The sequence below is a fragment of the Burkholderia sp. E168m23 genome, from assembly GCF_016586125.1.
GTDB lineage: Bacteria > Pseudomonadota > Gammaproteobacteria > Burkholderiales > Burkholderiaceae > Burkholderia > Burkholderia orbicola.
Window position 1 is genome coordinate 1 of sequence record NZ_BCPP01000516.1, and the last position, 5,019, is coordinate 5,019.

The following is a 5,019-nucleotide window of genomic DNA, read 5'->3' on the forward strand; positions in this document are numbered from 1 at the left end:
GCACGACGCCGGCGCCCGGCCGTCATCCACTGCACGTCGCCGGGGCCGAGCGTGCCGGCATGGCCGGACGAGTCGCGATGGCGGAAGCGCCCGTCGAGCGCGTACGTCACGGTCTCGAAGCCGCGATGCGGATGGTCGGGCGCGCCCACGGCTTCGCCGGGGGCGTAGTCGACGGGGCCCATTTCATCGAGCAGCAGGAACGGATCGAAGTCCATCAGCAGCCGCGTCGGGAACGGACGGTGAACCACGAAACCGCCGCCTTCGGTGGTGCGAAGCGCGGGGTAGGTACGATCAAGCGAGCGAGCGGTCGTCATGGGAAGCCCTCGAAATCATCGGAATAGCGTTATTTTTGAAACATAGCGCTATTATATTGGGCGTTTTCCCGTCCGATTTGCGGCCGTTCGCAATGGATTGTTCTGAAATTGGAACGATGAGATGAATATCGATGCACATAACCTGAACGACCTGATGTACTTCTCGCAGGTCGTCGAACATGGCGGCTTCTCGGCCGCCGAGCGCGTGCTGGGCATCTCGAAATCGCGTCTGTCGCGACGCCTGACCGAGCTCGAGGCGGCGCTCGGCGTGCGCCTGCTGCAGCGTTCGACGCGCAAGCTCGCGCTGACCGAGGCAGGGGAGTTGTTCTACCAGCATTGCCAGGCGATGCTCGCCGAAGCGCAGGCCGCGATGAACGCGGTGCAGCAGTTGCGCGCGTCGCCACGCGGCTCGGTGCGCGTCAGCGTGCCGGTGACGCTGTCGCAGACGATGCTGTCGCGCATCCTGCCCGAATTCCTGCGCCGCTATCCCGAGGTGAAGGTGCATGTCCGCGTGACGAATCGCGTGATCGACCTGTTCGAGGATTCGATCGACGTCGCGTTGCGCGTGCGCTCCGAGCCGCCGCAGAACGCCAACATCGTCGTGCGGCCGCTGTGGCGCACCGAGCAGATGCTGGTGGGCGCGCCGAGCCTGCTGAGCCAGAATGCGCCGCCGCTGGCGCCGGACGACCTGACCGGCTTCGAGACGCTCGATACGCCGAGCGTCGACGGCCGGCACGTATTCAACCTGATCGCGCCGGATGGAACGCGCCACGTGCACGAGCATGATCCGCGGCTCGTGACGGCCGACCTGATGACGATCCGCGAGGCCGTGCTCGATGGCCTCGGCATCGCCGCGCTGCCGGAGATGATGTACGGCAACGCGCTGCGCGCGGGGCAACTGTCGCCCGTGATGCCGGGCTGGACGCTGCCGGTGCCGCAGCTGTACGCGGTGTTCGTGTCGCGGCAGGGGATGCCGCCCGCGGTCCGTGCGTTCGTCGATTACCTGGTCGAGAAGCTCGACCATGGCGCGTACAAGGAGCCGGGTTGCCCCGAGCGCGCGAAGCAGGAAGCGGTGGCCGATGTTTCGGCGACCTGAACACGGCGTGCACGACGACGCAAATTTGTTTTGTCATTGAAGCGTCGTCTGCAATCGCAAGTTTCAATCGCCGGAACCTTGAATGCGTGCGCGGGCGGGCCTATATTGAAATCCCATTTCGTGAAGGAAGTTCTGAGCGAAATCAGGTGGCCGCATATATTGTGAGCCAGATAGGGCAGAACGCGCAGTCCGTGCAGACCACGGCAGAGTCGCATTTGCGTTGCTCGAGGCGTAACCGATACCGCCAAAGAGCCCGCCGCCCGAAGGCGCCCGCGTGCGCATGAAAAAAGGCCTTCATCTGGCGATGAAGGCCTTTTACTTTGTGCACGGCCGGTTAGGTGCGGCCGGCTAGGTGCGCAGTTGCGACTGCGAGACGTATGCGCGTTACTTCGCTTTTGCACCCGGCTCCGTCACGAAGCCGAGCTTCGTCAGCCCGCCTGCCTGCGCATCCGACATCACTTCCGCGACGTGCTCGTACGCAACCTTGCGATCCGCGCGCAGATGCAGCTCCGGCTGCGGCGTGCGTTTCGCGGCTTCCGCGATGCGCGCCTGCAACTGTTCGCGCGTGACCGTGTGGTCGTCCCACAGGATCGTGCCGTCGCCCTGGATCGCGACGTCGACGGTCTGCGGCTTTTCGTCGACGGGCTGGCTGCTGGCGTGCGGCAGGTCGATCTTCACCGCATGCTGCATCGCCGGGATCGTCACGAGAAAAATGATCAGGAGTACGAGCATGACGTCGACGAGCGGCGTCATGTTGATCTCGCTCATCACGGCATCGTCGTCATCGTCGCTGAAACCGGTGTTCATGGCCATGGTTCACCTCGTCTCAGCTGGCGGCGCGCGATGCGAGACGCAGACCGTCGCGCGTCGACGACGACGCGAGGCTCGCACCCGTCACGAAGTACGCGTGCAGACCGTGCGCGAAGCGGCGGAGCTTGCTGACGACGCCCTTGTTCGCGCGGGTCAGCGCGTTGTAGCCGAGCACCGCGGGAATCGCGACGAACAGGCCGAAGGCCGTCATGATCAGCGATTCGCCGACCGGGCCCGCGACCTGGTCGATCGACGTCTGGCCGGTGGCACCGATCGCGAGCAGCGCGTGGTAGATGCCCCAGACCGTGCCGAACAGGCCGACGAACGGCGCCGTGCTGCCGACCGATGCGAGGATCGCGAGGCCGCTCTGCATACGCGAGATGCCTTCGTCCATCGTGTCCTTCAGGCAGCGCGTGACCCAGTCCGACACGTCCATGCGGTCGTGCAGGTGCGGTTGCGTCTGATGGTGGTGGTCGGCGGCTTCCTTGCCCGACAGCGCGAGCGCGAGGAACGGATTGTCGTTCGGCGTCGATGCGGCGAGGCCGAGCTTCTTGATGCCGTCGTCGAAATTGTCGGAATGCCAGAATGCCTGTTCGGCGTTCTTCGTGAGGCGGTTCAGGCGAATCACGTTCCAGCCCTTGATGACGATCACGATCCACGACAGGACCGACATCACGAGCAGCGTGATCGCAATGGCGCGCGTGACGAAATCACCTTGCGCCCAGACGTGCGCGATACCGTAGCTTTGCATTTTTGTTTCCTTTGAATCTTCCGGATGAGGCAGGTTAGTCGGTGAGCCCGAAGCTGTAGGGCTGTGTGCGGGCGGCGCGGATCGCCTGGCCGTTCTCGACGTACGGACGGCAGGTGGTCGAGCGCATCGCGTCGAGTGCGGCATCGTCGAGGCGCGGATAGCCGCTGCTCTTCTGCAGATCGATGCTTTCGATCTTGCCGGTCACGCCGACGACGAAGTGAACATAGGCGGTACCCGATTCGCCGCGGCGGCGCGACATCGACGGATAGTCGGGCTTCACGAAGTTGCATTGGAGCGTCGGCACGTTCTTCGGCGCGCTGACCTGCATCGTTTCGCGCGCCGGGCCCGGCGTGGCGGCCGGTGCCGCGGGAGCGGGCGCGGCGGGAGCAGGCGTTGGGTCGGCGGCAGGCGCGGGTGTGGGCGACGGGGCCGGCGAGGGCGCAACCGGCTGCGGGGTCGGCTTCGCCGCCTTCTGCACCGGCTTCGGCTCGACCTTGGGCTTCACGCGAGGCACGGGCTTCGGCGGCGCGGGCTGCGGGATCGACTCGGCCGCGACCTGCTGCGCGATCGGCGCCGGCGTGATGAGCTGTGCGGTGATCGTCTGGACCTCGACCGATTTCGGCGGCGGCGCGTTGCGATGGAGCCACGCGGCCGTCAGCATGATCGCGTGTGCGGCAAGCACACCGACCGCGACGACGATCACTCGGGGATTCATACGTGGTGCAGCCGGCATGGCGCCGGCAGGAGCGAGATGCGAAGCCTGCATGTTAGCTTGAAAGAACGACGTCGCACCCGGGGCGCGGCGGGTGAATCGGCATCACTTGCGGAAGATCAGCAGCGAGATGCAAACGGTGGTTACGAATCCGATCAGCAATTCCATCACAGGCTCCTTGACAGGTAAGCCGTTGGCTCGCGCGGACGGTGGCTTGCTGACGGTCAAAACAAAAAATGCGGCCTGGGCCGCATGCGCACGCTCGGCGCCGCTCAGGCCGCCTTGCGGTCGTAGAACGTGACCGGGATCGGATGAGCATGATGCTCGACACCGCACCGGCTCGCGCAGACGCCTTGTTCGGCCATGAGGTCGCGTACGGACTCCTCGCACTTGCCGCAGCACGTGGCCACGCCGAGCTCGAACTGGAGTTCATCGAAAGAGTTCACGCCCTCGGCGAGGGACGCGCGAATCTTGCGATCGGAAACAGACTTGCACACGCAGACGATCATGATGAGTTGCGATAGCTAACGTTAATGCGAATTATTATCATTAATTTTGCGGACGTTGACAAGCCTGGGTCGGGCTTTTTTTAAGGTCATCAGACCCTTGAAACGGCGGGAGCGGGGAAGCTGGGGTGGGGAGCCGGCGCGCCGGCCCGTGTCAGGCAGTCGCGCAGGCGCGCGCGTTCGGCGAGGAAATGGTGACGGATTCGACCGGGGCGTCGAGGCCGAGCAGCGTGGACGCGAGCGCGTGCAGTTGCAGGCCGTCGCTCGTCGAGCAGAAGCGCGGCGGCGCGGCATGCGTGCCGGCCGGCGCGCGCAGCCCGCGTTCGTCGAGCACCCGCGCGAGCTGGCGGGCGATGGCATCGCTCGTGTCGACGATCGTCAGGCGCTCGCCAACAAGGTCACGAATCGTTTCTGTGAAGAACGGGTAATGCGTGCAGCCGAGTACCAGCGTATCGGCACCGTCGTCGAGCATCGGCTGGATGTAACGTTCGAGCAACGCGCGCAACGCGGGCGAGTTCGTGTCGCCGCGTTCGATCGCTTCGACGAGCCCGTGGCCGGGTTGGCAGATGAAGCGGCGGCCGGCGCCGTAGCGGTCGAGCAGCGCCTGGAAGCGCGGGCTGTTCAACGTCGATTGCGTGGCGAGGACGCCCGCGACGCCGGTCGCGGACAGTGCGGCGGCCGGCTTGATGCCCGGCTCGACGCCGACGAGCGGGATCGACAGGCGTTCGCGGATGGCCGCGATCGCCCGTGCCGTTGCCGTGTTGCACGCGATGACGAGCGCTTTCGCGCCTTCGCGGGCGAGCCACTCGCCGATGGCCAGCGTGCGTTCC

Annotated in this window: 7 protein-coding genes; 1 reads left to right on the top strand and 6 read right to left on the bottom strand. The window is 65.5% G+C overall.

All coding sequences use genetic code 11. The features are described 5' to 3' along the window. On the bottom strand, window positions 1–314 hold a 314-nt coding region (locus tag JMF90_RS23570), incomplete at its 3' end, for a pirin family protein (RefSeq protein WP_201325490.1). A 121-nt stretch (window positions 315–435) separates the two neighbouring features. Between JMF90_RS23570 and JMF90_RS23575 the strand changes: the two genes are divergently transcribed. Continuing rightward, window positions 436–1,410, top strand: a complete 975-nt coding sequence (locus tag JMF90_RS23575; protein WP_011549399.1) for a LysR family transcriptional regulator — start codon at window positions 436–438, stop codon at window positions 1,408–1,410. Window positions 1,411–1,794: 384 nt separating this feature from the next. On the opposite strand, the gene JMF90_RS23580 is transcribed toward JMF90_RS23575, so the two are convergent. The 5 genes from JMF90_RS23580 to JMF90_RS23600 all read right to left on the bottom strand — a co-directional run. Beyond that, window positions 1,795–2,223: a biopolymer transporter ExbD gene (locus JMF90_RS23580; protein ID WP_006478310.1), complete on the bottom strand. Its 429-nt coding sequence runs from the start codon at window positions 2,221–2,223 to the stop codon at window positions 1,795–1,797. Between the two features lie 13 nt (window positions 2,224–2,236). Next, complete coding sequence (locus JMF90_RS23585; protein ID WP_006483875.1) at window positions 2,237–2,971, bottom strand: MotA/TolQ/ExbB proton channel family protein; 735 nt, start codon at window positions 2,969–2,971, stop codon at window positions 2,237–2,239. 34 nt (window positions 2,972–3,005) lie between these two features. Next, entirely contained in the window at window positions 3,006–3,737 is a 732-nt protein-coding gene (locus JMF90_RS23590; RefSeq protein ID WP_006478312.1) for an energy transducer TonB, read from the bottom strand. Window positions 3,738–3,955: 218 nt separating this feature from the next. Further along, entirely contained in the window at window positions 3,956–4,192 is a 237-nt protein-coding gene (locus JMF90_RS23595) for a bacterioferritin-associated ferredoxin (protein WP_006482749.1), read from the bottom strand. A 151-nt stretch (window positions 4,193–4,343) separates the two neighbouring features. Continuing rightward, window positions 4,344–5,019: aspartate/glutamate racemase family protein (locus JMF90_RS23600; protein ID WP_201325491.1), on the bottom strand; the 676-nt coding region annotated here is incomplete at its 5' end.

Coding starts and splice junctions, on each gene's coding strand:
- JMF90_RS23575 (WP_011549399.1), top strand. CDS start 436: ATGAATATCGATGCACATAACCTGAACGACCTGATGTACTTCTCGCAG.
- JMF90_RS23580 (WP_006478310.1), bottom strand. CDS start 2,223: ATGGCCATGAACACCGGTTTCAGCGACGATGACGACGATGCCGTGATG.
- JMF90_RS23585 (WP_006483875.1), bottom strand. CDS start 2,971: ATGCAAAGCTACGGTATCGCGCACGTCTGGGCGCAAGGTGATTTCGTC.
- JMF90_RS23590 (WP_006478312.1), bottom strand. CDS start 3,737: ATGCAGGCTTCGCATCTCGCTCCTGCCGGCGCCATGCCGGCTGCACCA.
- JMF90_RS23595 (WP_006482749.1), bottom strand. CDS start 4,192: ATGATCGTCTGCGTGTGCAAGTCTGTTTCCGATCGCAAGATTCGCGCG.